This is a genomic window from Paenarthrobacter sp. TRD_SC_7 (assembly GCF_056156245.1).
This window is the reverse complement of record NZ_CM149587.1, coordinates 1776394-1801898: the sequence shown is the minus strand read 5'-3', so window position 1 is coordinate 1801898 and position 25505 is coordinate 1776394. Positions and strand designations below refer to the sequence as shown.

General features: G+C 62.4%; 26 protein-coding genes and 1 tRNA gene. 9 read left to right on the top strand and 18 right to left on the bottom strand.

Going from position 1 to position 25505, the window contains the following annotated elements; all coding sequences use genetic code 11:
- Positions 1–42: 42 nt before the first annotated feature.
- From rplL to AC0J5Z_RS08725, 9 genes are all read right to left on the bottom strand, one after another.
- Positions 43–420, bottom strand: coding sequence for a 50S ribosomal protein L7/L12 (gene rplL / locus AC0J5Z_RS08765; RefSeq protein WP_011775604.1), 378 nt, complete (start codon positions 418–420; stop codon positions 43–45).
- A 76-nt stretch (positions 421–496) separates the two neighbouring features.
- Positions 497–1075, bottom strand: coding sequence for a 50S ribosomal protein L10 (rplJ, locus tag AC0J5Z_RS08760; RefSeq protein ID WP_475038737.1), 579 nt, complete (start codon positions 1073–1075; stop codon positions 497–499).
- Between the two features lie 298 nt (positions 1076–1373).
- Entirely contained in the window at positions 1374–2543 is a 1170-nt protein-coding gene (locus AC0J5Z_RS08755) for a GNAT family N-acetyltransferase (protein WP_475038736.1), read from the bottom strand.
- Positions 2522–3631 (bottom strand): GNAT family N-acetyltransferase, encoded by a 1110-nt coding sequence (locus tag AC0J5Z_RS08750; RefSeq protein WP_475038735.1) that lies wholly within the window; start codon positions 3629–3631, stop codon positions 2522–2524. The genes AC0J5Z_RS08755 and AC0J5Z_RS08750 overlap by 22 nt, the downstream gene beginning before the upstream one ends.
- A 108-nt stretch (positions 3632–3739) precedes the next feature.
- Positions 3740–4447, bottom strand: coding sequence for a 50S ribosomal protein L1 (rplA, locus tag AC0J5Z_RS08745; protein WP_024817602.1), 708 nt, complete (start codon positions 4445–4447; stop codon positions 3740–3742).
- Between the two features lie 147 nt (positions 4448–4594).
- Positions 4595–5026 (bottom strand): 50S ribosomal protein L11, encoded by a 432-nt coding sequence (gene rplK / locus AC0J5Z_RS08740; RefSeq protein ID WP_011775609.1) that lies wholly within the window; start codon positions 5024–5026, stop codon positions 4595–4597.
- Between the two features lie 130 nt (positions 5027–5156).
- Entirely contained in the window at positions 5157–6017 is an 861-nt protein-coding gene (gene nusG, locus AC0J5Z_RS08735; protein WP_475038734.1) for a transcription termination/antitermination protein NusG, read from the bottom strand.
- Positions 6018–6131: 114 nt separating this feature from the next.
- Positions 6132–6413, bottom strand: a complete 282-nt coding sequence (gene secE / locus AC0J5Z_RS08730) for a preprotein translocase subunit SecE (protein ID WP_475038733.1) — start codon at positions 6411–6413, stop codon at positions 6132–6134.
- An 80-nt stretch (positions 6414–6493) separates the two neighbouring features.
- Positions 6494–6566, bottom strand: a tRNA-Trp gene (locus AC0J5Z_RS08725).
- 252 nt (positions 6567–6818) lie between these two features.
- On the opposite strand from AC0J5Z_RS08725, the gene AC0J5Z_RS08720 reads away from it, so the two are divergent.
- Entirely contained in the window at positions 6819–8048 is a 1230-nt protein-coding gene (locus AC0J5Z_RS08720) for a pyridoxal phosphate-dependent aminotransferase (RefSeq protein WP_475038732.1), read from the top strand.
- 113 nt (positions 8049–8161) lie between these two features.
- Here AC0J5Z_RS08720 and AC0J5Z_RS08715 read toward each other — a convergent pair whose 3' ends face one another.
- Both AC0J5Z_RS08715 and AC0J5Z_RS08710 read right to left on the bottom strand, forming a co-directional pair.
- Positions 8162–8836, bottom strand: coding sequence for a LuxR C-terminal-related transcriptional regulator (locus AC0J5Z_RS08715; protein WP_475038731.1), 675 nt, complete (start codon positions 8834–8836; stop codon positions 8162–8164).
- Positions 8833–10392: an ATP-binding protein gene (locus tag AC0J5Z_RS08710; protein WP_475038730.1), complete on the bottom strand. Its 1560-nt coding sequence runs from the start codon at positions 10390–10392 to the stop codon at positions 8833–8835. Before AC0J5Z_RS08710 ends, AC0J5Z_RS08715 begins: the two co-directional genes overlap by 4 nt.
- Before the next feature lie 125 nt (positions 10393–10517).
- Between AC0J5Z_RS08710 and AC0J5Z_RS08705 the strand changes: the two genes are divergently transcribed.
- The 5 genes from AC0J5Z_RS08705 to AC0J5Z_RS08685 all read left to right on the top strand — a co-directional run bounded on the left by AC0J5Z_RS08705 (position 10518) and on the right by AC0J5Z_RS08685 (position 14856).
- The gene (locus AC0J5Z_RS08705; RefSeq protein WP_475038729.1) at positions 10518–12152 is read left to right on the top strand and encodes a PspC domain-containing protein; all 1635 of its coding nucleotides are present in this window, start codon (positions 10518–10520) and stop codon (positions 12150–12152) included.
- A gap of 169 nt (positions 12153–12321) precedes the next feature.
- A complete protein-coding gene (locus tag AC0J5Z_RS08700) occupies positions 12322–12570 on the top strand; it encodes a hypothetical protein (RefSeq protein WP_475039630.1) in 249 nt (82 codons plus the stop codon).
- 49 nt (positions 12571–12619) lie between these two features.
- Positions 12620–12868, top strand: coding sequence for a PspC domain-containing protein (locus tag AC0J5Z_RS08695; protein WP_475038728.1), 249 nt, complete (start codon positions 12620–12622; stop codon positions 12866–12868).
- Positions 12869–13063: 195 nt separating this feature from the next.
- Positions 13064–14089: an ATP-dependent 6-phosphofructokinase gene (locus tag AC0J5Z_RS08690; protein WP_475038727.1), complete on the top strand. Its 1026-nt coding sequence runs from the start codon at positions 13064–13066 to the stop codon at positions 14087–14089.
- A gap of 17 nt (positions 14090–14106) precedes the next feature.
- Entirely contained in the window at positions 14107–14856 is a 750-nt protein-coding gene (locus AC0J5Z_RS08685) for a GNAT family N-acetyltransferase (RefSeq protein WP_475038726.1), read from the top strand.
- 104 nt (positions 14857–14960) lie between these two features.
- On the opposite strand, the gene AC0J5Z_RS08680 is transcribed toward AC0J5Z_RS08685, so the two are convergent.
- The 7 genes from AC0J5Z_RS08680 to AC0J5Z_RS08650 form a co-directional block, all read right to left on the bottom strand.
- Positions 14961–16478 (bottom strand): DHA2 family efflux MFS transporter permease subunit, encoded by a 1518-nt coding sequence (locus AC0J5Z_RS08680; protein ID WP_475038725.1) that lies wholly within the window; start codon positions 16476–16478, stop codon positions 14961–14963.
- Positions 16462–17091, bottom strand: a complete 630-nt coding sequence (locus AC0J5Z_RS08675) for a PadR family transcriptional regulator (RefSeq protein WP_475038724.1) — start codon at positions 17089–17091, stop codon at positions 16462–16464. The genes AC0J5Z_RS08680 and AC0J5Z_RS08675 overlap by 17 nt, the downstream gene beginning before the upstream one ends.
- A 126-nt stretch (positions 17092–17217) precedes the next feature.
- Positions 17218–17610 carry an ankyrin repeat domain-containing protein gene (locus tag AC0J5Z_RS08670; protein ID WP_475038723.1) on the bottom strand — a complete coding sequence of 131 codons (393 nt, stop codon included), beginning with the start codon at positions 17608–17610 and terminating at the stop codon, positions 17218–17220.
- The gene (gene ygfZ, locus AC0J5Z_RS08665) at positions 17607–18692 is read right to left on the bottom strand and encodes a CAF17-like 4Fe-4S cluster assembly/insertion protein YgfZ (RefSeq protein ID WP_475038722.1); all 1086 of its coding nucleotides are present in this window, start codon (positions 18690–18692) and stop codon (positions 17607–17609) included. The genes AC0J5Z_RS08670 and ygfZ overlap by 4 nt, the downstream gene beginning before the upstream one ends.
- Before the next feature lie 22 nt (positions 18693–18714).
- A complete protein-coding gene (locus AC0J5Z_RS08660) occupies positions 18715–19434 on the bottom strand; it encodes a flavodoxin family protein (protein ID WP_475038721.1) in 720 nt (239 codons plus the stop codon).
- 49 nt (positions 19435–19483) lie between these two features.
- The gene (locus AC0J5Z_RS08655) at positions 19484–20083 is read right to left on the bottom strand and encodes a nitrobindin family protein (RefSeq protein WP_017200247.1); all 600 of its coding nucleotides are present in this window, start codon (positions 20081–20083) and stop codon (positions 19484–19486) included.
- 166 nt (positions 20084–20249) lie between these two features.
- Entirely contained in the window at positions 20250–20984 is a 735-nt protein-coding gene (locus tag AC0J5Z_RS08650; RefSeq protein ID WP_475038720.1) for a permease, read from the bottom strand.
- A gap of 260 nt (positions 20985–21244) precedes the next feature.
- On the opposite strand from AC0J5Z_RS08650, the gene AC0J5Z_RS08645 reads away from it, so the two are divergent.
- From AC0J5Z_RS08645 to AC0J5Z_RS08635, 3 genes are all read left to right on the top strand, one after another.
- Positions 21245–21943, top strand: coding sequence for a winged helix-turn-helix transcriptional regulator (locus AC0J5Z_RS08645; RefSeq protein ID WP_018776718.1), 699 nt, complete (start codon positions 21245–21247; stop codon positions 21941–21943).
- Between the two features lie 231 nt (positions 21944–22174).
- On the top strand, positions 22175–23146 hold the full coding sequence (gene mshD, locus AC0J5Z_RS08640; RefSeq protein WP_475038719.1) for a mycothiol synthase: 972 nt from the start codon (positions 22175–22177) through the stop codon (positions 23144–23146).
- Positions 23147–23250: 104 nt separating this feature from the next.
- Positions 23251–25500 (top strand): RNA degradosome polyphosphate kinase, encoded by a 2250-nt coding sequence (locus tag AC0J5Z_RS08635; RefSeq protein WP_475038718.1) that lies wholly within the window; start codon positions 23251–23253, stop codon positions 25498–25500.
- Positions 25501–25505: the final 5 nt, after the last annotated feature.

Here is a 25505-nt window from a genome sequence, read left to right as displayed (position 1 = left end):
CCCGCCCGGCGAACCGGACGGGGCTTCCACAAGCAAGACGAGTTACTTGAGGGTAACCGTTGCGCCAGCTTCTTCGAGCTGAGCCTTTGCCTTCTCGGCAGCTTCCTTGGTGGCGCCTTCGAGAACAGCCTTCGGTGCGCTGTCAACCAGGTCCTTGGCTTCCTTGAGGCCGAGGGAGGTGATGGCGCGAACTTCCTTGATCACTGCGATCTTCTTGTCGCCAGCAGCTTCGAGAACGACGTCGAATTCGGTCTTCTCTTCAGCAGCTTCAGCAGCACCGCCGGCAGCGGGGCCAGCAACTGCAACAGCAGCAGCCGTAACTTCGAAGGTCTCTTCGAAGAGCTTGACGAACTCGGAGAGCTCGATGATGGTCAGTTCCTTGAAAGCTTCAATGAGCTCTTCGTTGCTGAGCTTCGCCATGGTGGCGTCCTTCCATTAGTTGGCGCAGATCCGGGCTAAGCCAGTCCTTGCACCAGAGTTTGATTGAGGGGAGAACTTAGTTCTCTTCGGTTGCGGCTTCAGCGGCTTCGGCCGGAGCCGCAACCTCTTCAGCGGCCGGGGCTTCTTCAGCGGCCGGTGCAGATGCGCCGCCCTCTTCTTCAAGCTTGAGGCGCAGGGCGTCGATGATGCGTGCAGCAGCGGATGCGGGAGCCTTGAGGACACCAGCAACACTTGCAAGCTGCAGCTCGCGGGACTCGAGGGCTGCCAGTGCGGCAACTCCTGCTGCGTCCAATGCCTTGCCTTCGAAGACGCCGGTCTTGATAACCAGCTGCTTGTTGGCCTTGGCAAAGTCCGTCAGGCTCTTGGCAGCAGCAACAGCGTCACCCTTGATGAAGGCGATTGCAGTAGGGCCGGCGAGCTGATCGTTGAATGCTTCAACTCCAGCTTCCTTGGCTGCAATGGCACTCAGGGTGTTCTTGACGACCGAGAACTTGGTGTCCTGGCCGAGCGCAACACGCAGTTCCTTGAGCTGTGCAACAGTGAGCCCGCGGTATTCGGTCAGGACAGCCGCGTTCGATTCCTTGAAATCGTTGGTGATCTCTGCAACTGCTGAGATCTTGCTAGGCGTTGTCATAACCCTCCTTCCGGGGAATAAAGCCGGTCTTCCGGGTCCCCGCTCACGAGAGCTAAAACTAAAAACGCCCCGCGCAGATGCACGGGGCTTGGCTCAACACAGTTTGATCCGTGGAGACTTGCTTCGTTCACCTGCGCCGGCCGCCCTATGTTCAGGGTCCTTCGTCAAGGAATTCACTTTTACCTCAAGGGCACGGCTACAGAATTGAGCTGTGCTCGAAAGAGTGGATTCCCATCAACCGACGGTCTTTGGTACTTCAAGGTTACGGGAGAGTGTTCGGCAAACCAAATCGGCCTGCCTAGTCTGACGATGTAGCCCCTGTGAGCCTGCCCGGAAGTTCCTTTTGCCACAGTCCGGTGACGCCCGCCGTGGTGAATCCCAGCTGTTTGTTGACGGTCAAGAGGTACCTGTTCTCAGGGGCGTTCCAGGTATAGATAACCCGGGCGTCCGGGAACTGCTCACTCAGCCGTTCCATGTTGGCGACCTTGATCAACAAGCCGAGTTTGTTGCCCCGGTGCTCCTGCAGGACCAAGGTATCGTCCTGGAACACCACATCCTGGCGGTGCGCGAGGACGCTGATGGTTGTCAGGCCCACCAGCCGCCCGCTCTCAACATGCTCGACGGCGGTCACCACCGTGCGCCGCCCCTGCGCCAAGGCGGCGTCCTCGGTTTCGCGCAGTACCGTTGCGTCGAAAACCATGCCGCTCGCTTCAACTTCAGGCGCGTCTTCGTCGCCAGCGTCACGGACTACCTCGCCAGCGGCGTTCTCCAGTGCGGCCACGGCTTCCAGCCAGGGCTCGGGGCAACGGTCGGTCCAGTGGTGCAGGGTGTACCGGCCGCCGTTGGCTTCTTCGGCTTCAAGCTGCAGGTCCCCCGCAAGCTTGGAATCCAGGGGAAGCACACAGGAGCTGAACTGTTCGATGTGTTGAAGGGTGTACCCGGCCCGCTTGGCGAAGTCCACCTCCCTGCTGCTCTCAGGAACAAACCCAGCCCCGCTGCCCGGGATCAACTGGTCCTCGGGTATCTCAGTGAGCGACGTTGCCGGGTGGTTGGTATCCACCAACGCCATGGTGCGTCCCTCCGCCCGGGCGAGCTGCTCCGCTGCCTCCAGCAACTGACGGCCAACACCTTGGCCCTGGAACTCGGGAAGGATGTCCAGGGTGAACTCGGCCAGGTCCAGGTTGTCCGCCAACGGCAAGGCGATATCTACGGTGCCCACAATGACGCCCTCTACTTTTGCCACCAGAATGATCTGGCGCTCATAGGGATCGGAAAATTCCAGCAGCTTTTCCAAGGGCGTGTAGGCGAGGTCGTCACTCCCCCATGTCTCCATGCGTACCCGGCGCCCAACTTCAACGGCGTCCAGGAAATCAGCGGCGTCGGGGCTGTCCAGGGTGTCAGGCACCCACAGCTGCTCGACTTGCACGGTCTTCGCCTCGTCTACAGTCATTCCAGCCGTTTCTGCCATTCGCCGTCAAAGCCGGAGGGCTTGAATCCTAGGGCGATATTTATGGTCAGCATATGCCGGTTTTCATTGGCGTTCCATGTCATCACGGACGTGGCGGCGGGCCATAGCTGTTCGCTGCGGCGAAGATTGGCAATCTTGACCAGCAAGCCAAGGCGGTGTCCGCGGTGCCCTGGAGCCACCAAGGTGTCCTCCTGGTAGACCATTCCCGGCGTGGCCTCGCGGTGGGTGAGGGTGGTGTAAGCCGCCAACTCTCCCGTGGCGTCGTGGCGGGCAACAGCCACAGTGGAAGCGATGCCACCTGCCAGCCACGTGGATTCCTCGACTCGGACGCGGTTGGCGTCCCATTCCTCGCCCTCCCAGCCAAGGCCTGCGATGGGCACCTCGGTGCTCATGAGGCTTTTGAGCTTCGCGAACACATCCACAAGCTCATCAGGGCAGCGGTCCTGCCACCCGATGAGGCTGTAGCCGGCTGCCCGCTTTGTTGCCTGCCCTTCAAGGTCCTGCAGGAGCGCTTCTTCGACCGGGAGGGATAGCGTGCTGTTGGTTTCGACCTGCTCCAGGGAATACCCGTGGTGGAGGGCGAAGCAGGTGGAGGCGGAATCCATTGGGACGCCACCCGTGCCGGACTTTGCCTCCAGTAATTCAACGCCCGGGATGAGGAGCCGGATTGGCTCCGCGCAAAACGCGTCAAAGGACACGCGGTCCCGCTCACGGGCAAGTTGCTCCAGCACCCCGAGGACCCTCGTCCCAATGCCGCGCCGACGATAGGCAGCGTCCACCAGGACGTCCACGCCCGCCGTCGTCGTGTTTTCACTTAGTGGCAAGGTCAGCGTGCCGCTACCCACCACGGTTCCATCAAGTCGCGCCAGGAAGACATGTCGTTCTTCGTATTCATTGCCCTGCCAGAAGAGGACAGCCTCAGCCAGAGTGGAGCAACGGTCCAGGTTCCCCCAGAGATCCATGTGGTGGGCGACGTCCAGCTCATGGAAGGCGCGAAAATCGGGCGACCCGCCTGCGTCAGGGCTTTTCGGGACCGGGATCCGCTGCACGGACAACCCGGCGATGGCGGAAGAGTTCGACGACGACACGCACCACAGCCTACGGCCCTCCTCTGGCGGTGAACAGGGAAGAGGCAAAGAAAAAGGACCGCCCGGCAAAGCCGGACGGTCCTTTATCAGAGCAAGTGCTCGTGAAGCTTACGCGTCGACGAGGACCTTGGTGACGTTCGGGTCAACGGTGATGCCCGGACCGAACGTGGTGGCAACGGTAGCCTTCTGGATGTAACGGCCCTTGGAAGCGGACGGCTTCAAGCGAAGCACCTCTTCCAGAGCAGCTGCGTAGTTCTCAGCCAGCTTGTTGATGTCGAAGGACACCTTGCCGATGATGAAGTGCAGGTTGGAGTGCTTGTCGACGCGGAAGTCGATCTTGCCACCCTTGATGTCGTTGACAGCCTTGGTGACGTCCGGGGTAACCGTACCGGTCTTCGGGTTCGGCATCAGGTTACGCGGGCCGAGGACCTTACCGAGGCGGCCAACCTTGCCCATGAGGTCAGGGGTTGCCACTGCGGCGTCGAAGTCGGTCCAGCCGGCTGCGATCTTTTCGATCAGGTCATCGGAACCAACGAAGTCAGCGCCTGCAGCGATAGCTGCTTCAGCCTTGTCGCCGGTTGCGAAAACGAGGACGCGGGCGGTCTTACCGGTGCCGTGGGGCAGGTTGACGGTGCCACGAACCATCTGGTCAGCCTTACGCGGGTCAACGCCCAGACGGAAAGCTACCTCAACGGTTGCGTCGAACTTGGAAGGATTGGTGTCCTTCGCGAGGGTGATGGCCTCGATCGGGGCGTAGACCTTGTCTGCCTCGATCTTGGCTACGGCTGCCTCATATGCTTTGCTGCGCTTTGCCATGCTGCTATTTCTCCTTGTGCAGTTGTGGTCTGCGGACCGCGCTGGGCCCTGCCACAAGTCGCGGATCCGGCAAGGACCCTGCGACATTTCAATGTTTCAGATGCCGGTTACCCGGCGGGTGAAGGCCACCAGGGCCTTCGAAGGTTACTAGCCTTCTACGGTGATGCCCATGGAGCGGGCGGTGCCTGCGATGATCAGGGCAGCTGCCTTGATGTCGTTGGCGTTGAGGTCTTCCATCTTGGTGGAAGCAATTTCCTCAACCTGTGCCTGGGTCAGCTTGGCAACCTTGACGGTGTGCGGGGTAGCCGAACCCTTGGCGACGCCTGCAGCCTTCTTAATGAGCTCTGCAGCCGGCGGGGTCTTGGTGATGAAGGTGAAGGAACGGTCTTCGTAAACCGTGATTTCAACCGGGATAACGTTTCCGCGCTGGGATTCCGTTGCAGCGTTGTACGCCTTGCAGAATTCCATGATGTTGACACCGTGCTGGCCAAGCGCAGGACCGATCGGCGGAGCCGGGTTAGCGGCACCTGCCTGGATCTGCAGCTTGATGAGGCCGGTGACCTTCTTCTTGGGAGCCAATGTAGGGTCCTTCTCTCAATAGCTTCCTGGGGCGCAGGAGCGCGTCCCAGGTTGGTGGCCGCCATGGCGAGGCGACCGGCCGCTCCCGAACTGCTAAGCAGGCAGGACTGGAGCGAAATTTTGGAATCAGCTAGATCTTGGTGACCTGGTTGAATGCGAGCGTCACCGGGGTTTCGCGCTCGAAGATCGAGACCAGAACCACCAGGGTCTGGGACTCGGGCTTGATCTCGGAGATCGTAGCCGGGAGGGTCTCGAACGGACCTTCCTTGACGATGACCGACTCGCCGACCTCGAAGTCGACGGCCACGGGAGCCTGGTTCTGCTTGTTGACGGGCTTGCCCTGCTCTGCCTGCTCTTCTTCGAAGACCGGGGCAAGCATGGAGAAGACCTCATCGAGCCGCAGCGGGACGGGGTTGTGGGCGTTGCCCACAAAGCCGGTGACACCCGGAGTGTGGCGAACGGCGCCCCAGGAAGCGTCGGTCAGGTCCATGCGGACCAGGACGTAGCCGGGGATGCGCACGCGGTTGATGACCTTGCGCTGCGCGTTCTTGATCTCGACGACCTCTTCCATGGGCACCTGGATCTCGAAGATGTAATCTTCCATGTCCAGGGTCTGGATGCGGGTCTCAAGGTTGGCCTTCACGCGGTTCTCGTAACCGGCGTAGGAGTGGATGACGTACCAGTCACCTTCCTGGCGGCGCAGCTTGGCCTTGAACTCTTCAGCCGGATCGGCCGGCGCTGCAGCAGCAGCGGCTGCCAGGTCGTCGCCGTCGGACTCTTCTGAAGCGTCTGCTTCGTCGGATGCGTCGTCATCATCGGACGCCTCATCAGACTCGGCGTCTACGTCAGCTTCGAAATCCTCTTCGGAATCGTCGACGTCGGCAGATTCGGGCGCAGCAGAATCAACCTCGGACTCTTCCGCAGCCTCAGCTGCGGCGCCCTCAGTTTCTTCCAGCTCAGTCTCGTTTACCTCGAGCTCCTGCTCAGACACTTGGTCTCCTGCTTCCTCATTGCCTAACATGCCTATTTAAATGGCTCAATTCCGCAAACCCTGCAAAATCCCTGAGCAAACAAGGAATCTCACACAGTTTGCGGACAGATCCGCTTAGCGGTCCGTAGCGCCTGTCCCACCGAAGACCCAGCTGGCTCCCGTCCCGAAGGCGATGTCCAGCAGGCTGACGATAAGCATCATGATGGCTACGAACACCAGCACCACGAGCGTGTAATTGATCAGTTCCTTGCGGGTGGGCGCAACGACCTTCTTCAGTTCACCAATGACCTGGCGGACGAAGAGTGCAATACGGGCGAAGAAGCCGCGATCGGCTTTCTTGGCGGGACGGCCCTTCGAGCTGCTGGCAGCTGTTTCGGTCACCTGGTCCTCACTCACCTTGCAAAGTCGTTGACCCGACTCTGATCAGAGCCATGGTTGCTGCGCGTGCCCCGGCGTTTCCGCCGGAACAGCTTGCGCAGGGCAGACAGGACTCGAACCTGCAACCTGCGGTTTTGGAGACCGCTGCGCTACCAATTGCGCCACTACCCTATGGATCGAATCCATGTTTCAGGCCGCACTTCAGCCTGTGGTGCTTTTCAACACCGGTGAACCAGTCTACGCAAGAATTTCGCGATAGTCGAACCGACCCGATTCCGGACCACCCAGCCCCAAAAGCCTGTGACCATCATTATCAGTCACAAATTTCTGCAGGCACCCGGGAGCTCCGCAGAACAGCATAAGGTAGTTTACGTCGAATCCCATCATCCAGCCCACGAGCTGCCTGCGAAGAACGGTACATAGATGTCTGCCGGAACAACTACCGCCCGCATTTCACAGCGAATCTCCGCCATTGCTGAGTCCGCCACCCTTGCCGTTGACGCCAAGGCCAAGGCACTGAAGGCCGCGGGACGTCCCGTGATCGGTTTCGGTGCCGGCGAACCTGATTTCCCCACCCCGGACTACATCGTCCAGGCCGCCATTGAGGCAGCCGGTCAGCCGAAGTATCACCGCTACTCCCCCGCAGGTGGCCTCCCCGAGCTGAAGAAAGCCATTGCGGAGAAGACCCTGCGCGACTCCGGCTACCAGGTTGACCCTTCCCAGGTCCTGGTGACCAACGGGGGTAAGCAGGCCGTCTACAACACGTTCGCAACTCTGGTGGATCCGGGCGACGAAGTCATCATCCCCACCCCCTTCTGGACCACGTACCCGGAAGCCATCCGGCTCGCCGGTGGCGTGCCCGTTGAGGTCTTCGCCGGCCCGGAACAGGGCTACCTGGTAACTGTCGAGCAGCTCGAGGCCGCTGTAACGGACAGGACCAAGATCCTGTTGTTCGTTTCCCCGTCCAACCCCACCGGCGCTGTTTACAGTCCGGAGCAGGTTGGGGAGATCGGCAAATGGGCCGCGTCCAAGGGCCTCTGGGTTGTCACTGACGAGATTTACGAGCACCTGACCTACGACGGCGTCGAGTTCACGTCCATCGCCACTGCTGCACCGGAACTGGGCGACAAGGTTGTCATCCTCAACGGTGTTGCCAAGACCTACGCGATGACCGGTTGGCGCGTGGGTTGGATGATCGGCCCTGCCGACGTCATCAAGGCCGCCACCAACCTGCAGTCTCACGCAACGTCCAACGTTTCCAACATCATGCAGGTCGCAGCCGCCGCTGCCCTCACAGGTCCGCTGACCGCCGTCGACGAAATGAAGGTTGCCTTCGACCGACGCCGCAAGGCGATTGTCGCCGGCCTGAACGCGATCGAAGGTGTTGAATGCCCGACGCCGACGGGTGCGTTTTACGTTTATGCGGACGTCCGCGGCCTGTTGGGTAAGGAATTTGAGACCTCCAATGGTCCCGTCCGCCCGTCCACCTCTGCCGAACTCGCCACCCTCATCCTCGACGAGGTTGAGGTTGCCGTCGTTCCGGGCGAAGCCTTCGGTCCTTCCGGCTACGTGCGCTTGTCCTACGCACTCGGCGATGACGACCTCGCAGAGGGTGTCCGCCGCATCCAGGAGTTCCTGGGCAAGGCCAAGTAGCACTCAGTCAACGCAAGCGCTCTTCCACCCTTGCCAGGTGGAAGAGCGTTTCCGTTTAAGGCGCGGGAAGTGAGGGAGCGATCGGGAAAATCCAGCGGGAGGTGGGAGTGCGTTCAGAGGAGGCGACGCTCGGCTGCCCACTTGGTGAGTTCGTGGCGGCTGGACAGCTGGAGTTTCCTCAGGACTGCCGACACGTGCGTTTCCACCGTCTTGATGGAGATGAACAGTTCCTTGGCCACCTCTTTGTAGCTGTATCCCCGGGCAATGAGCCGCATGACTTCGAGTTCCCGGGCAGAGAGCTTGTCCAGTTCGTCGTCGGCGATGTCAGCCGGAGCGGTACCGAAAGCGTCCAGCACAAAGCCTGCCAAACGGGGAGAGAAGACGGCGTCGCCATCGGCCACGCGGATGACGGCGTCGGAAATCTCCCTGCCGGAGATGGTTTTGGTGACGTATCCACGTGCTCCGGCCCGGATGACCGACACCACGTCCTCGGCGGCGTCGGACACGCTCAGGGCCAGGAAGCTGGTGGTGCCGAGCAAAGCGCCAGAGCCGGCAATGACTTCACGTCCGCCACCGCCCAGTCCGCCTGGGAGGTGCACGTCCAAGAGCACGACTTCAGGGCGGGTCCCGGCTATGACGGCAATGGCCTGTTCCACGGTGCCGGCCTCGCCCACCACATCCATGCGTTCGTCGAGGTCCGCCTTCAAACCGGAACGGAAGATGGTGTGGTCGTCCACGATGACCACGCGCACCCTGCGTCCGGCACCACTTTCAGGGCTGTTGTTCATTGCTTTGCTTCTCCATTCCGATGTTCGCCATTCCGCTGCTCGCTGGCGTCCGGACTTATTGATGGAAGGGCCAATCGGACTTCCGTGCCATCGCTGCTGCTGTTGATGACCGCCGTGCCGCCGTGCCGCTTCATCCGGCCGATGATCGACTCCTTAACGCCCAGCCTGTCATCCGGGACAGCATCAGGGTCGAAGCCCGGGCCGCGGTCCTTGATGAAGATCTCCGTACTACCGGCAGTGCTCTCCAAGTACACGGACACTGTTCCGCCACCATGGCGGGCCGCGTTGAGCATGGCTTCCCTGGCTGCCTGAACCAAGGCCTCGTGCCGGTCCGTCATGTCGGTGTCTCCTACAGTGACTACCTCCACGGCATGCCCATGGGAGTCCTCCACTTCTGCGGCCACGGCCTTGATCCTGTCTGCCAGAAGACCCGATTCCTTGGCGGGATCACTGAACAGCCAGGAGCGGAGTTCGCGTTCCTGGGCCCTTGCAAGCCGGATGACGTCCGGCTCGGAGCCCGCCCTGCGTTGGATGAGTGCCAGGGTCTGAAGCACGGAGTCGTGCAAGTGGGCAGCGATCTCTGCGCGTTCAGTTTCACGGACCCTGCCGGCGCGTTCCGCTTCGAGGTCCTTCCAGAACTTCAGCCCCCACGGCAGCAATACCAAGGCGACACCGCCCAGGACAGCGACAGAGGCAAGGAGCGCCAGCCACGTCTGCTCCCACGACCCCGAACCGGACACCATCACCAGGACGCCGGCCACCACCAGCGCCAAACCCGCTGTCAAGCGCGTCCATCCACCTGCCTGGTCGGCCTTCGTCTTGTCCACCAGGCCGGCCCTGCGGGTCTCATCGAGCTGCATCCAGGCAATCGCTGCGCCACCGAGGATGGCGGCGGCCGGAATGAGTGTACCCAAAGGGACGTCGACGCCGAACTGGCGGGCGATCAGGATCGCAGCAACCAACAGCAGGGCTGCGCCAAGCAGGATTTCCTTGCCGTACTGGATCTTGCGGAACGAGAACCATGACGCCAAAGTACTTCCACTGCCGTTGGCTGCTTCGCCCCTGGATCCTGCCCAGTCCCAGGATGACGTGGCGCTGCCAAAGGCGGCAGGTTCGGCGGCGGGCGCGGCGCCTGTGTTGCCCAGGATAGAACCGTTGCCCGGGATAGAACCGTTGCCAGGAACAGCACCGCTGCCCGGGGCTGAAGCAAAAGCCGGTGGTCCTCCGGCGACCGCGGGCGAGGGCCCGGCGTCGTACGCTTTTGGCGCCGCGGAAGGCCCGGGGGGCACGGAGATGGGCGGGAGGCTCACCGCAGGAGCAATGGGCGACGCCGGGCGGCGGGCGTTGCGCTTGGCGTTCTCGTCCGCGGTGGGAACCATGGTCCACAGCCATGCGTAGAAGGCCACGCCTGCTCCACCGGCGAAGCAGGCCAGAATCATGCCCAGCCGGACGAACTTGACCGGCCAGCCCAAATGGTCGGCCAAACCGCTGCAAACGCCCGCGATCATGCGGTCGCTGCTGCGGACCAGCGTGGGGCGTTGCACAACGGTTGTCATGTACCAATCCAAACACGGATCAGGGTGCCCCGGACCGGAAACCGGCGTTGTTCGGGGGTCCCTCAGGGATCAATCAGGGTATCCCCCAGTAGAGGGCAGGGTGGCCCGGACGGCAGGATCGAAGTATGAACGCGAACAGCATGAACCCAGAGGAACCCGGAACGCCAGGCACCGCCGGCGAATCCGGCTCCAGCGCCAACACTGGCGCTTCCACCGGCGCCCCTGGTGCCACGTCCGGGGCACCTTCCGCGGCGCCTGGTGAAACCGGCGTGCCCCCGGCAACCGGTGCCGCCAGCGGCGGTTATCCGCAAGCCGGCAGCGCTCCTGCAACCTCCCAGCAGAACTTCTTCGACTGGATCCGTGACCAAGGCATCCGCCGGGGACCGGACCGTTGGATCGGCGGCGTCTCAAGCGGAGTGGCCCACCGGTTCGGCATCGACCCCCTGATTGTGAGGGGCATCTTCATTGTCCTGGCACTCTTCGCGGGCGTCGGCGTCCTGCTGTACGGCGTAGCCTGGGCGCTCCTCCCGGAGCCTGACGGCCGCATCCACGTGCAGGAAGCAGCCGCGGGCCGATGGTCAGGTGGCATGACCGGTGCGTTGATCACCACCATTATCGGCCTGCCCAGCCTGGGCCGCGGCTTCTGGGGCTGGGGCTGGGATGGACTGCCCGGACTGTTCTGGACGCTCTTCTGGATGGGCGGCGTCTTCTACCTCATCTACTTCCTGGTTCAACGCAACAAAGCTTCGAAGGGAACTCCACCTGTGGGCCATCAGAACTACTCCACGACGCCCTATTCTGCAGCATCCGGCACCACAGCTGCCTACGGTACGCCCACGTCATTCGCGTCCACCACGACCACCGGCACCAACACGGGTGTGCCTGTCTACGGCAGTGGCCAGCCCGGCAGCAAAACCTACGGCCCTCCTTCTACAGGCGGTGCCTACGGCCCGGCAGGTGGCTACGGTGCCGCCGGTAGCTACGGTTCCGGACATGGCCACGGCTCCGGGCCGGTTCCTCCGTCAGGGCCGTTCGGCCCCTCGGGACCGTCCATGCCTTCGGGCCCGCGCCCTCCTTACGGTTCCCCTCCCCCGCAAGGCTGGCAGCCCAAGCCCGACGCCCCGAAGCGCAGGGGCCCGGGCGCTGCGATCGTGTCAGTCTCGGCCGGTGCGGCACTTCTTGCCGGCGGCACGTTGAAAGCGCTCGACGCCGGAAACGTCATTGAGCTGGGCAACTCGGGCAACGCCGTGGTGTGGGCTACAGGTGCCGCCGTACTCGGCTTGGGCATCCTCATCGCGGGACTTCGTGGGCGGACGTCAGGCTTCCTTGGCTTCCTCGCCGTGGCCGCCCTCATCATTGGTGGAATCTTCAATGTGGTCCCCAGGGACGGCGACCGCTTCACCTTCCATGACGTGAACTGGGCGCCCACCAGCCTGGAGCAGGCACGGCAAGGCATCGATGTAACCGGGGCACAAGGTGTGGTGGACCTGAGCGAAATCACCATGACACCCCCGCTGGTTTCCGAGGTCCTGATTCCGGTTGATGCCACAGCCAGCAACGTCACCGTGGTCATTCCCGATGACGTCCCCGTGGAAGTCAGGGCGGATATGACGTTCGGCAACCTCAACGAGCGTGGCACGGATCGCGGCGGCCGGCTGCAGGACGAGAGGACGCTCTACAACACCGAAAAGCCCGGAGCTAACCTCGTGGTGGAAATTGACGGCACGTTCAGCAACGTGACCATCCAGGAAGGAAACTGATATGAGCACCAACGAGCCAGGCAAGGCACGCGAAGCCCGGGCAACCGAGCCACTGCCCGAGGAACCACGTAATGCCGAGACCCGCCCGACGGAGGCCTTGCCCAGGGAAACCCGCCCCACTGAGGCTCTTCCGAAGCCAAGCCTCCAGCAGATCCCGCTCACGCCACCGCTGGAACCCAGCTTCAAGGCGGAGCACACGGACGACGACCCTCACCAGGCACGGATAGGCACGGTGGTGTGGGGATTGATCGTGATAGCCCTCGCGGCCCTCATCGTCATCTCCACACTCGGCTGGGTCTCGCTGAACGGTACGTATGTGCTGATCGGCCTGATGATCGGTGCGGGCGCAGCGCTGGTGGTCGGTGGACTCCTGTCGGCCCGTAAGGGTTCCGGTACACCAAAGAGCCCGGCCAAGTAACTGGAAGCAGAAACGTGACAAAGCAACCGCAACAGGGAAGGGTGTAGCCATGGACAAGTTCTTCAGCATCGTCAGGGGCTTCGGCCTGAAGCGTGGTCCGCAACGCTGGCTCGGTGGAGTCTGCGGAGGAATCGCAGCAAAGCTCAAGGTAGACGTAGCGTACGTCCGGGTCGCTTTCCTCCTCTTCTGCCTGCTGCCTGGCCCCGCATTCGTGGTCTACATCCTCGGTTGGCTCATCCTGCCGGACCAGAACAACAAGATCGCACTCGAATCCTTCATCAGCCAACGTTCCCGGTAGCTGCCGGCCAGGCTGAAAACAACGAAGCGCCCCGCCAACCGGCGGGGCGCTTCGTTGTTTTCAGCCAGGTTTCCAATACCGCACGGCCAGGTTCGAAAGTAACCATTTGTGTCCCACCCCACATGCGCGTCTACAATCATTGGGAGCTCAGCGTGGCGCTCTGCACGTATTCCTCCAAGCCATGAGTGAGCAAACATGAAAATTGGCATTCTTACCAGCGGTGGCGACTGCCCCGGCCTCAACGCAGTGATCCGGGGATCAGTCCTCAAGGGTATTGCCATCCACGGCCAGGAGTTTGTGGGCTTCCGCGACGGCTGGCGCGGTGTAGTTGAAGGTGATGTCATCGACATCCCCCGCACCATGGTCCGCGGTATCGCCAAGCAGGGTGGCACCATTCTGGGCACCTCACGCACCAACCCGTTTGAAAACGGGGGTGGCCCGGACGTCATCAAGGCACACATGGAACGCCTTGGTATTGACGCCATCATCGCAATCGGGGGCGAGGGAACTCTGGCAGCTGCCAAGCGCCTGACCGACGCGGGCCTGAAGATTGTTGGCGTCCCCAAGACCGTGGACAACGACCTTGATGCCACTGATTACACCTTCGGTTTCGATACCGCTGTCCAGATCGCCACTGAGGCCATCGACCGGCTGCGTACCACCGGCGAATCCCATCACCGCTGCATGATCGCCGAAGTCATGGGCCGCCACGTCGGTTGGATCGCCTTGCACGCCGGCATGGCAGCCGGGGCCCACGCCATCCTGATTCCGGAGCAGAAGGCAAGCATCGAACAGATCACTGAATGGGTCCAGGAAGCCCACGACCGTGGCCGTGCGCCGCTGGTAGTGGTTGCCGAGGGCTTCGTCCCGGACCACATGGAGTCCCCGCACTCCGAGCGCGGCCTGGATACGTTCGGCCGACCCCGCCTTGGCGGCATCGCTGATCAGCTCGCCCCCGAAATCGAAGCGCGAACGGGCATAGAAACCCGGGCCACCATCCTCGGCCACATCCAGCGTGGTGGTGTCCCCACCGCCTACGACCGCGTCCTGGCCACCCGCCTGGGCATGGCAGCCATCGACTCCGTGGTGGAAGGTCGCTGGGGCACCATGGTGGCCCTTAAGGGGACGGACATCTCCCACGTGGGCTTCGCGGAAGCACTCGGCAAGCTCAAGACCGTGCCGCAACACCGCTACGATGAAGCGTCTGTGCTGTTCGGCTAGTCGGCTAGGCTGAATCCATGACTCTAGAGCCCACGTCTGCTGCCATCATCCAGCTGGCGTGGGCTCGCCGTTTGGGGCTCGACGACGACGCCTTCGCCAGCACGGCTGCCCGGCTCACCGCTTCTTCGGTAGACCCAGGCGAGCTCGGCAACCGCATTACCCTTGTGGATGAATCTGCGCGGGCTTTGGTATTCCTGCGCCTCTTTGGCGTCTCGGCGCTTGTGGGGCCGCAGTGGGCACTTGATACGGCGGCATCCATCCCCGATACTGAGCTCGCCCAGCACGTGACGCTGCTGACCATCACCCGATCACACGGCGGGCACGGGCTTGGATCCTCCGCCTTGTTCTTTGCGGACGACCTACCGCTCAAGCAGCCGTCCGACGACCTCACGGTTTCGCAGGGCAACCCCGAAGCAATCAGCCTGGAGGGCTTGTGCCCGCCGGATGACGTCAATGAGGTTGGCCTGCAAGGGCTCGAGCATCGCTTCACGATCATGCACCCCGAGGAGGACCAGCCGACGCCTGTGGCCTGCGGGGCCTATTCCGAGTGGGAAGGCATCCTGGCCAACATGGGCGTCCTGGTTGCTCCTCCCTGGCGACGGCGCGGCGTGGGCACCCTGGCCGCATCCATCGCTGCGCACGAGGCCCTGGCATCCGGGCTGACCCTTCAATGGAAGGCCGATGTCAGCAACACCGGAGCGCTCGGGATGGCCCGCAGCCTTGGCTTTGCCACGGGCGGGCTCCACGCCAGCGTACTCCTCGGCTAACAAAGCGCCGAACCGGCCCTGCTTTGGGCAAGTAGGGGGCGGGAACATTCATTAAACGGGCAGGACCAGCCCAAAAGTGGGCTGGTCCCGACACCGAACAAATGCTACTTCCGGACAGTTTCCGGCACGGCCGGCTCTCCAGCGGCTGTCCCACCCCAACCGCTGACCGACTTCGGCTTGCCAAAGAACAACGCCACCACGGCACCCAGCAGAATCGCGCAGGCAGGCAACAAGATGGACTGGCTCATCGCCGTCGAGAATCCCGCGTGGAGGGCTTCCGGCAACACTCCGCCCATGGAGGCTTCGCCCACAGGAGCCCCGGCGGGAGCTGCGGGCAACTCCGCTGCGAGCCGCGACTGGATGAGGGCGGCGATGGCCGCCGAACCGAGGACAGCACCGATTTGGCGCGTGGTGTTGAAGACGCCGGAACCGGCCCCTGCCTGGCGTGGTTCCAGGTTGCGGGTGGTCGCGTTGGACACCGGCCCCCAGATGAAGGCGTTGGCAACACCTTGCAATGCGCTGGGCAGCAGGAACATCCAGATGGGCGTCTCCGGCCCCAGCAGGGATGCCGTCCAGAACAATGCACCGGCAAGGCAGACCAGGCCGAAGGACGCGAACCATCGCGGGTTTGCCCGGTCTAGTAGCTTGCCCACGAACGGGGCCAGCGCACCTGAAATAACGGCCATGGGAATCATCAGCAGCGCAGACTGCGTCGGCGTCAGGCCTCGCACGGTCTGGTAGTAGAAGATGGTGGGCAGCGGGAATGCGGTCACAGTGAAGCCAACGGCCATGATGGTGGTGTTGCCCAGGGAGAAATTACGGTCCTTGAACAGGCCAAGCGGCAGCAGCGGTTCCCCGCCGCGGCGTTCAAGGAGCCACTGCCAGGCGACGAACAGCACCAGGACAACAAGTCCCGTGATGATCAATCCCCAGACGGAAACGAAGCCAGAGACCGTTCCCCACTTGTACGTCTGGCCCTCCTGGATGCCGAAGACCAGCAGGAACATGCCGACGGCGGAAAGCACCACGCCCACGACGTCGAACGTATGGCTGTGCGTGGTCAGTTTCGGCACGAAACGCATCACCAGGATGAAGGCCACGATCCCGATAGGGACATTGACGAAGAAGATCCACTCCCAGCCGAGGCTGTCCACCAGCAAGCCGCCGAGGATCGGGCCGATCAACACGGCCATCCCTGCTGTGGCTCCCCACAGCCCCATGGCGGCGCCGCGGCGATCCGGCGGGAAGATGCGCGTGATCACGGCCATGGTCTGCGGAGTCATCATGGCCGCACCAAAGCCTTGGACTGCCCGGGCCGCGATCAACATGGTGACGTCGCCGGAGAGTCCGCACCACAGCGAAGCGAGCGTAAAGACGACTAAGCCGATCAAGTACAGGTTCTTGGGCCCGAAGCGGTCACCCAGCCTGCCAGTGATCAGCAAGGGCACGGCATAGGCCAGCAAGTAGGCGCTGGTAACCCAGATGACGGCATTGATATCCGTGTTCAGGCCCTCCATGATCCGAGGGTTGGCTACCGACACGATAGTGGTGTCGATGAGGATCATGAAGAAGCCCACCACCAGTGACCACAGGGCGGGCCACGGCTTAGCTACGTTTTCCAAGGGATTCCTTTGGCTTGTATGAAAGTTCGGTTGGAGTTGGCCGGGGTTCATCCCAGGGCAGGCGCCCACTGCGCAACTCCTCGAGGAGTTCGCGGATCCACGCGATCTCCGTTCGGCGCATTGCTTGTTGATACGTGATGTCGATCCAGTACTTGCGATCCAGCCCCTTGGCCGTCACGGTTGCCTCGGCATGAACGAGGAAGTCGAGATCGGCGCTGAGGGCTACCAGCCGCTCCGCCAGCAGTTCCATCACCACAGACGCGGGTAGGTTATGGGCTTCGGCGATTGCGTGGGGAAACACGGGGTATTCGTTGACGGGCGTAGAGAGCATGTCTTGGATCCGCGCATCGAGGGCCTCATGTCCGGCGACGGTAATCCTGTACGTGGTCCGTTCGGGACGGTTGCCTTCGCGTTCCGTTCCTGCGGCCTCCACAAGCCCGCTTTCCGCCAGCCGGCCCACTGCGTGATAAAGCGTGCCGGGGCGGACTTTGACGAGGCGGTCCTCATGGCGTGCCGTCAACAATTGGTACATCTCGTACGGATGCATGGGCTGCTCTGCCAGGAGCGCCAGTGAAGCGACACCGAGTGGCGTCAGTTCCGCGATTTTCGGCACGATAACCCTCTTCCCCTTCAGATATTCCACAACAACTATTCCACGTGGAGTATCCGGCACGCAAGATAGCCCGGACGCAGGAAAGCCCGGACGCAAAGCGACCGGGCTCCCCTCGTGATACCTGCTTTAGCCCAGGAGGGCTTGAATCTCCGATCGGGCGAACATCGAGGCGGCCTCGCGCGCGGTGGGAGTTCCGGCGTCGGGATCTGCTCCCGCATCCAGCAGGACCCGCGCCACATCTGTGTATCCCTTGAAGACAGCTCCGGCGAGTGGCGTCTGTCCGCGATCATTCGCGGCGTTGACGTCAGCACCGTGATGGAGGATGAGCTGCACGGCTTCCGCATGCCCGTGGTAGGCCGCCAGCATCAGCAGGGAGTCACCAGCGGCATTCGTCAACGTGGCAGGAGCGCCGGCGTTCAAGTAGCCACGCAGCAGTTCTGTGTCACCTTCGCGGGCAGCATCGAACAAGGCATGGGCCAAGGCCAACGTTTCGTCGTCGGGGCCTGTAGCTTCGCTCATCGGTGGGGTCCCTTCAAGAATCCGGTCTGGCGCCCGACAACCTGGCCGGCGTCGGGGGCGACGATCACTTCCTGGGCTGCGATGTAAGGCTCCTCACCGTCCATCACCGTGAGGGTTTCCTCCGCTGAAACGGACCGCTTGATCACGGCCAAAGCAACGGGTCCCATTTCAAAGTGCTGCGCCACCGATGTCAGAGTACCCACCTTGCGCTCCCCGGCAAATACGACACTGCCGGCTGCCGGCAGGGTGTGCTGCGATCCATCAAGCTGGAGGAACACGAGGCGCCGCGGCGGGTGGCCGAGGTTGTGGACACGCGCTATGGTCTCCTGGCCCTTGTAACAGCCCTTGTTCAGGTGCACCGAGGTCCTCAGGAGATCCAGCTCGTGGGGAATCGTCTTTTCATCAGTCTCAGCGCCAAGGCGGGGCCGCCATGCTGCAATCCTCAAGGCATCCGCCGCCATGGCACCTGCCAGGGGAAGGCCTTCCACGACTTCATCCAACTCGCTGGCCGGTACAAGGTACTCGAACCAAGGACGTTCAAGCCCGGGATGCGATTCTTCCGGGACGATGCTGTACGCGTAGCCCCCAGGGCTAACGTGCGGCCATGGATCCTCCCACACCAAGCGGCCGGACAGTTGCTCCACCGGCTTGGTGGCGCCCAACACGGCCCACTGCTCCGAGACGTCCTCGATCTCGACACGGAGCATGAACTTCATCCTGTTCAGCCACTCAGCAAGCGGCGCGGCCTCGGCGGTCTCAACGATGAGCCACGTGGTGCCGCCGTCGTCAATAACGCGGGCATCGAACTCGATGCGGCCTTGGACGCTGAGCAGCAGCAGTTCGCTGGCGACGCCGGGCTGGAGATTGGTGAGCTGCTGGGAGGAGAGTGTGTTCAGCCAGCTGAGCCGGTCCGGGCCGCTCACGGTCACCACGCCACGGTGCGAAAGATCGACGACGGCGGTACCGGTTGCCAGGGCGCGCTGCTCACGCAGTGGTTCACCGTAGTGGGCCGCGACGCCGGCATCGAGGCCGGTATCTTCGACGGCGCCAGGGCGCGACAACAGGGGGCTCTTGTAAGTCATATGTAGTAGAAGTCCTTGCGGGTCAGCGGTATTCCGGGTTTTCGAAATCGAATCGGGTGCCCGCTTTCCATTCCTCCGGCAAGTTGCCGTAGGCGGGGATTCCCCCGGCGTCCCGCAGGAGCTTGGCCATGTGGAGCAGGTTCCACGTCATGAAGGTGGCATTCCTGTTAGTAAAATCACTCTCCGGACCACCCGATCCTTCGTCCAGGTAGCTGGGTCCGGGGCCGACTGGGCCGATCCACCCGGCGTCGGCCTGGGGCGGAATGGTGAAGCCGATGTGCTGGAGGCTGTACAGCACATTCATGGAACAGTGCTTGATGCCGTCTTCATTGCCGGTAATGAGGCAGCCACCCACCTTGGGATAGAACGCCCATTGGCCCTTGCTGGTCAGTTCGCCCGAATGGGCGTACAGCCGCTCAATGAGTTTCTTGGTTTGGGACGAGTTGTCGCCCAACCAGATGGGACCGGCAACCACCACGATGTCAGCGTCGCGGACATCAGGGTAGATCTCCGGCCATTCATCGGTCTTCCAGCCATGCTCGCGCATGTCCGGATACACACCACTGGCAATATCATGGTCCACGGTCCGGATGAGCCGCGTAGTGACGCCCTGCTTTTCCATGATGTCCCGGCTGATGTTGATCAGGCCGTCGGTGTTGCTTACCTGAGGAGACGGTTTCAGCGTGCCATTGAAAAAGACAGCTTTGAGCCCGCTGTAGCCCGCCGGTTTGAGGTTGTTCACTATCTGCTCCTTCTGCTGGTTGCTGTGGAACGTACAGTGAGACCTCGGGTCAGGACACCTTGTGGAGGAATGCCGAGGCGTGCGCTTCGAGGGCCTTGCCGCTGGCAGCGACGTCCCAGCGCCACAGGAGGTTGCCATCCACCAGGCCGAAGATGCGCGTGGCCGCGGTGTACTCCTTGGAGTGGCTCCCACGCATCACCATGTCGGTGCTCAGCTGGATCTGGGGTCCTTTGATCTGGCCGTAGTAGAGCTCGGTGATGCCGCCGGGGTGGGCGATCGACACTGAGATGTCGAAGCCGCCCTCCTTGTTGCGACGTTCCTCGACTTCGTCAGCTGTTTTGAGGACGGGGACGATGTCGGCCGGGATCAGGCCGGGGCCGCCGTCGCCCTCTTCAAGCTTGCGCTCCAAGGCCCAGAACCCCGTCTCAACGGTCAACGGGCGCAACTTCTCGCCGGCGTCGTCACTGAGCCAGGTCTCGGCCCGGTACTGCAAGTACGGGAGCCCGTTGTGGGTGAAGGAAACGTGCTGGACGAAATGCTCGGAATCCTCGTCTCCGCTGCCGAGCCGGCCGCGGCCTTCCCACTCACCAATGAGCCAGGAAAGGGGGACGAGTTCGGGCGTCAGATCTGTTGGGATCTCAATAGGCACAACGATTACCTCTGTTGGGCTGCAGGATCAGAAGGTCTACTTCTGGCCCTTGAAAAGGCGGTATACGACAAAACCCGCAAACCATGCCATGGCGACGCTGGCCAAGCCAAGGAGAACGAGGAAGAAGATTTCAAATGCGAGTACAGACATGATGCAATCCTAACCGTTAGTAGATGAGTAGTTTGTCTATGAAGTAAGCCATGGCCCCCACAGCCCAAACGGGAGCTACGCCCATTCCTACCGCCGCCGGGATGTTGAGGCGTCCCCGCCGGAGGGTGGTCATCCGCCGGAAGCACACTAGGACGGATCCCACCACAACGCCCACCAAAGCGGCGGGAAGCACGGCGATATCCGAGAAAACAAGACCAGCCAGCGGTCCCATCAGTCCAGCCATCACCACACCTAGCGGAGCCACGATGCGGTCCGGCCAGCGAATAATTCCCACCATTAGGGCCGCCGCGGCACTGAGGCCGGCCACGAGCACCATCTCCTTGACGCCGTTGAAGCGCGCACTGGCGATCCACCCCGCGCCCAGGCAGTTCAGCAGCACACCAGCAGAGCAGCCGAGGGTGGATTCCAGGCGTTGGGCCTGCCCCGTACCCCTGATCAGTTGGACGACGAACACCGCCATCACGCCCAGGGCCACGAATGCCGGTGTGCCGTCCAGGAAACCCGGTGCCGGCATGAAGGCGGCAGTGACGGCCGCGCCCGCGCCAGCAAGACCTATAACGGCGGCCAGCGTTTTCTTGGCCGGGACTGCCAGGAAATGCGGCCAGCCGATCCCGACAGCCGCGGACGCCGCGATGCCTGCGCCCACCATGGCTTCCCGGGAAACGAAGGTGCTGGCCACGATGGCTGCGAGCGCCACGAGTCCGAATACCCCGATGCTCCAAGACTTCACTGTGTGCCGACCTCAATCCGATGCGCCTTACGACCTCTCGACAATCCTGCCTTAAGCTGACCCAATATGTCGTAATTCCAGCGCTTGCCCGTCACGAATCCATGTGTCGCAGGGCACTGATGGGTATACTCAGACTTCAACAGCGCACTGTGTTGGCCGCGATCCCGTTACAACGGGAGAGGCTGCCAATGCGTTGTGACCGACCGGTGAGACTCCGGTTTCGACGCCCGATGATGCGCGTACAGCCCATTGGAGGAACTATGTCGCACATCCTGCTCCTAACGAACAGCACCGGCTCTTCGGTGGACATCTTGCCTGCCTTGGAGTTGCTGAACCACCGCGTGCACATCCTCCCGGCAGAACCCACAGCACTACTGGAAACCGACCCCACCGATATCGTCTTCCTGGATGCCCGGAAGGATCTGGTGGGTGCCCGCTCACTGACGCAGTTGCTGAAGGCGACCGGCCTCAGCGCACCCCTCATGCTGATCCTCACGGAAGGCGGCATGGCTGCTGTCTCGTCCGCGTGGGCAGTCGATGACATCGTGCTGGACTCCGCTGGCCCTGCAGAAGTCGAGGCCCGCATCAGGCTGGCCATGGCGCGTGCCGTGCCGGGCGAAGAGGAGACCCAGACCGAAATCCGGGCAGCCGGCGTCGTGATTGACGAAGCGAGTTATACCGCGCGCGTCAGTGGCCAGCCACTGAACCTGACGTTCAAAGAGTTCGAACTCCTGAAGTATCTCGCCCAGCACCCGGGCAGGGTGTTCACCCGCCAGCAACTGCTGACGGAAGTCTGGGGCTATGACTACTACGGAGGCACCCGGACGGTGGACGTTCACATCAGGAGGCTTCGGGCCAAGCTTGGCGTGGACCACGAGAACCTGATCAGCACCGTCCGCAACGTTGGCTACCGGCTCACCCTTGTACGTCTCCCGGACGATGAGCTGTCCGAGGCCTGAGCGGCAACTGGAGCAAACAAAGAAAGAGGCCAGGATCCACACGGATCCTGGCCTCTTGCATTTGTTTCTTGGTGGAGGACATACGGGTCGAACGTATCGAGGCCACCCCACTGGTGGATCCCCCCTGTGTTGACTTACGGAAACCGCAAAGCCGAACGAGATAACGACAGTACCTCGCATTTCCACGGACATCAAATTACGGAGCTTGCACCGGACGTATAGCCTTGCATCATGAGTCACGCGCACCCGGAAAACTGGCCCGTACTGATCATTGCCGGCGCCTTGGACACCGAACTCCTCAGGGACGTCAAAACCCTCGCCGCAGCCGCTGGGGAGTCCGACGGGAATCCGCCCTTCTCCGAACAGACGTTGGTCATCCTGCGCGGTGCGGACTCGGGCGAGCATTCAGTCTTGTCCTTCGTCCTGTATGCACCGGACGAAGATTCTGATCCGGCCACCGGTGAGGATCTGGCGGGTGTCGCCGTCGTCGTTGAAAGTGAGGACGGAAGCGGTGTCCTGGAACTGGCTGTCCACCCCAGCTACCGCAACCAGGGCGTTGCTGGAAGGCTGCTGGGCGCCCTGCAGGGCAAACGGGGCCTCGACGGATTAAGCGCATGGTCCCACGGCAACCACGAGGCAGCCGCCGACCTTGCCACGCGCTTCGGCTACGGTCCGGTGCGTGAACTGTGGAAGATGCGGCTGATGTCTTCAACCTCTGCACTGCCCGACGCCGGACTCCCGGACGATGTTTCGATCCGCGCCTTCGTGCCTGGCAGGGATGAGCAGGCGTGGCTGGCAGCCAACAGGGCTGCGTTCTCCCACCACCCGGAACAGGGTTCCATGACACTGGCTGACCTCGAGGCGCGCAAGGCTGAAGATTGGTTTGATCCCGAAGGTTTCCTGTTGGCTGTGAATGCTGAAGGTGAGCTGTTGGGATACCACTGGACCAAGGTCCACCCCCGGCAAGGTCCGCACCCTGCCATCGGTGAGGTCTACGTGGTGGGTGTGACTCCGGCAGCGCAGGGCTTGGGGCTTGGCAAGGCCCTGACGGTTGCGGGCATCAAGCACCTCCAGGAGCAAGGGCTGCATGCCGTGATGCTCTACGTGGACGCAGACAACGAGCCTGCGGTAGCTCTATATCAGAAGCTTGGCTTCGTTCGCTGGGATACCGATGTGATGTATGGCCCGTTAACCAAAAATTAACCTGACGGGATCACTGGGCGGAAAGCCGGTGACATCTTGGATTCGAGCACCGAAATTGCTTGTAATGTGGGAGGAAACCCCCGTCCTGAGCTTAGGAGAACCCCATGCAGCCGGACCCCGTCGGCACCGCCGGATCCACCTCGAAGGGTGCGACATTGCCCCCACGCTTCGGATCATCGGAAGTGCCGGCCTCGCGAGCCACCCAGGACCGCATCGATATTCCGGAATTCGCCCCGAGCCTGGAGCCTGAAGGCGACATCTCCCCGGACCGCTTCCTGGACCGCGAGTTGAGCTGGCTGGCCTTCAACTCCCGTGTGCTGGAGCTCGCTGAAGATCCTGACCTTTTCCTGCTGGAACGTGTCGGCTTCCTGTCCATCTTCGCCTCCAACCTGGACGAGTTCTTCATGGTTCGAGTGGCTGGCCTCAAGCGGCGCATCGCCACGGGTTTGGCCGTGCCCTCCCCCGCAGGCCTGAGTCCCATCGAGGTACTGGAGCAGATCAGCGAAGAGGCCCACAGGCTTCAGGAACGCCACGCCCGGGTCTTCGCTGAGCAAATTCGGCCGGCACTGGCCTATGAGCACATCCACATCATGCACTGGCAAGAACTGGATGAGGATGCACGCCACCGGATCAGCATCATGTTCCAGGAGAAGGTCTTCCCCATCCTGACGCCGCTGGCGGTGGACCCGGCGCACCCGTTCCCCTACATCTCGGGGCTCTCGCTCAACCTTGCCGTGATCGTCAGCAACCCGATCAGCGACAAGGAGCTCTTCGCCCGAGTTAAGGTTCCGGATCAGCTGCCCCGCCTCATTTCCGTGGACGGACCGCGCGCAGGCGCCATCCCGGGCCGCGTTGCCCGGTTCATCGCCTTGGAAGAAGTCATCGCTGTCCACTTGGACAAGCTCTTCCCAGGTATGGAAGTCCTGGAGCACCACACCTTCCGCGTCACCCGCAATGAGGACTTGGAAGTAGAAGAGGACGACGCCGAGAACCTCCTGCAGGCCCTGGAGAAGGAACTCCTGCGCCGACGCTTTGGCCCGCCGGTGCGCCTTGAAGTCACCACGGACATCAACCCGAACATCAAGGCACTGCTGATCCGGGAACTTGGGGTGGAAGAGTCCGAGGTCTACTCCGTACCAGCACCGCTGGATCTCCGTGGATTGTCAGCGATCAGCGCCATAGACCGCGCCGATCTGCACTACCCAAAGCATGTACCTCACACTTCGCGGTACCTCAACGAGTCCGAGACTTCGAAGGCCGCCAACGTCTTTGCCGCGATGCGCCGCAGGGACATCCTGCTGCACCACCCGTATGACTCGTTCTCCACCTCGGTCCAGGCTTTCCTGGAGCAAGCGGCCGCGGATCCCAAGGTGCAGGCCATCAAGCAGACCCTCTACCGGACGTCAGGTGACTCCCCCATCGTTGATGCCCTCATCGATGCCGCCGAGGCGGGCAAGCAGGTCCTGGCCCTCGTTGAAATCAAAGCCCGCTTTGATGAGCAGGCCAACATTTCCTGGGCGCGCAAGCTGGAACAGGCGGGCGTCCACGTGGTGTATGGCATCGTGGGCCTGAAAACTCACTGCAAGTTGTCCCTCGTGGTTCGACAGGAAGTGGACGGCCTCCGCCGCTACTGCCACATCGGCACCGGCAACTACCACCCGCGCACGGCGCGCTACTACGAAGACCTTGGCCTTCTAACAGCCAACGAGCAAGTGGGCGAGGACCTGTCCAAACTCTTCAACCAGCTGTCCGGCTACGCCCCGAAGTCCACTTTCAAGAGGTTGCTCGTTGCGCCGCGATCGGTGCGGGCCGGCTTGATGGACAGGATTGAAGCCGAAATCCGCAACGCCCAGGCCGGCGCTCCCGGATTGGTGCAGATCAAGGTCAACTCCATGGTGGACGAAGCCATCATCGATGCCCTCTACCGGGCGTCGCAGGCCGGTGTGAAGGTTGACGTCGTGGTGCGCGGCATCTGCTCCCTGCGCCCCGGCGTCCCGGGACTCAGCGAAAACATCAGGGTCCGTTCCGTCCTGGGCCGCTTCCTTGAACACTCACGCGTCTTTGCCTTTGGCAACGGTGGCGAGCCCGTGGTGTACATCGGCTCCGCCGACATGATGCACCGCAACCTGGACCGCCGCGTGGAGGCACTGGTGCAGCTGGCCAGCAAGGAAGACACAGCAACTGTCATGGACCTGATGCGTCGCTATGTTGACGACGGGACGGCCAGCTGGCACTTGGACGATCACGGACACTGGGCCAGGCACCACTTGGACGAGGACGGCAAGCCCTTGTTGGACATGCAGTCCTGGCTCCTGGCTTCCCGCTCACGCCAGCGCGCTGCGGCCCGGCGGTAAGGGCC